The organism is Herbivorax alkaliphila (genome assembly GCF_030848475.1).
In the GTDB taxonomy this organism is placed as follows: domain Bacteria; phylum Bacillota; class Clostridia; order Acetivibrionales; family Acetivibrionaceae; genus Herbivorax.
In genome coordinates, this window is sequence record NZ_JAVDDS010000115.1 from 1 (window position 1) to 1988 (window position 1988).

The 1988-nt window shown below is 26.8% G+C and carries 1 protein-coding gene; it reads left to right on the forward strand.

The genetic code is table 11. The features are described from left to right. Positions 1-681 precede the first annotated feature (681 nt). The gene (locus RBH29_RS17490) at positions 682-1260 is read left to right on the forward strand and encodes a hypothetical protein (RefSeq protein WP_306698295.1); all 579 of its coding nucleotides are present in this window, start codon (positions 682-684) and stop codon (positions 1258-1260) included. The last annotated feature ends 728 nt before the right edge of the window (positions 1261-1988 follow it).

Below are 1988 nucleotides of genomic sequence, written 5' to 3' on the forward strand. Positions count from 1 at the left end.
GAGAACCTTTAGATAAAATAGTTAAATATACTAAACTGAGCAAAGAAAGAATTGAGGAATTAAAAAATGAAATAAATTAATTTTTTTTGAAATTTTGATTATTTTTAAGTTGTGTAAATTTTATGCCATTAAATTATGGTGATTTTTATAGATGTTGTAATATGTGCAAAACAAAAAGACTTTAGTTATATATAAACTAGAGTTTTTTTGCATAAAGCAAAAAATGTGAAATAATAAGTACATCACCAAAGTCATATATAAACATAAATCTTATGCTGGGAACTATTATTAAAGTTATAAAATAGGTGCATTAAAAAATATAATGTTTTCATAAAAAATGTTGCAATTATGATGCAGGAAATATAGTGCTTGAAATTGATGGGTTAGATTATGTACAATCAAGGTATATACGAAGAAGGAATAAACCTTATATCAAGAAAAAGACGAGTTAATGTTCTATTTATATAATTGACATGGAGATGTAGTGTATTTAATACCAACCAATGTGCTATTTGAAGAGAATGACGGAACAATAAACTATGAGTACGATTAATAAGGTTCTGGTATTAATATGAATCACCTACTTCACAAATATCATCTGCTAGAAATGTTTATTGGACAAGTAAATGGTATGAATTTTGGAAGACAGCAATAAAAATAAATGATTAAAAGGTGATGACTATGGAAAAATACTCTGTATTTGGAGAACTATTGTATATAGGGTTTGTTTGTGAGAAAGGCAGGTGCAAAAGCTCGGGATTATGGAAATGGGGATATAAAAAAATCTTATATAAACATATTGTATTATTAAAACATATGATTCAATGTATATTAGTTAACAAAGTAACAGAAAACGACTCGTATGTGCTAAAAAAAATTGTATTATTAATTCAAAAAGAAAAACATATCGGGAGATATTATCCTATTAAGGAAGAAATTTTAACAAAATTACATGAATGCAATTATTCAATAATTAATTCAGTGGATTTAGGTGTTAGTATAAAAAATATTAATTTGCTCATGAGTGATATAATAAATGAAATACTAGAGCTACTAGATAGAGGTGTTTTTGTTGATAAGAAAAAGATAACGATGTTAATAAGGGCACTACATAATTTACCACGAGTGTATTTAAAGAAGAATTTACAAACAATTTGCGACTTGAATCAGCCCTCTATTGAATATAAAGATGCAATACAGTATGCATTTAGTAATATGGATGAAAACACTAAACAAAAGTATAAGAAATATTACCAATAAGATGTAGGTTACAATAATTTGTCAGAATGCTTAAAAAGTGGGAATTTAAGCCCTGTAAAAATTGGTGCGGTTTACTTAACAAAAGTTTAATTATGGAGACTTAAATCAAGAATGCTTAATCATTGCAGGGGCATAATGTAGTAGTTTGTACTACATTATGCCTTTTATAAGCTATAGACATGTATAATAATATTAAATAATGAATAATAAGTAAATACATAATTGCACTAGTAACGGGTCACCTTTTTCCTAAAAAATAATTGGTTAATAAAGTTTAATAATGTCGATTTCAAAAATTCAATCGGGCTAAAATACGTACTAATATTTAACAAATAAAGCAAGTGCTACATATAAATTTATACATTTTAAACAATAATAACTTAATCAAAAAACAAGCACTTTGGTAATTAAAACCAAGATGCTTGTTTTTTGCATAACAAAATAAGGTATTTAAAAAGTTGTAACTGTTAGGCAACTTTTTTGTAGCTGTGATAAAGTCCTCCAAGAATTGGCTTTGAAACTAATTTAGTATTTTTCACCTTGCTTTCTGGAGGCTTGTCTTATAAAATTGGAGTTTGCCAGTTTATGTTTTGATGTGTCCTGACAGGATGATAAAATACTCCAAATGTTTCTGATAAAATGGAACAATATGATTTAATAACTCAGATCTCAATATACCTACTACTATTTCACAAATTCCATTTTGTCTGGGTGATTATATGCCTGTC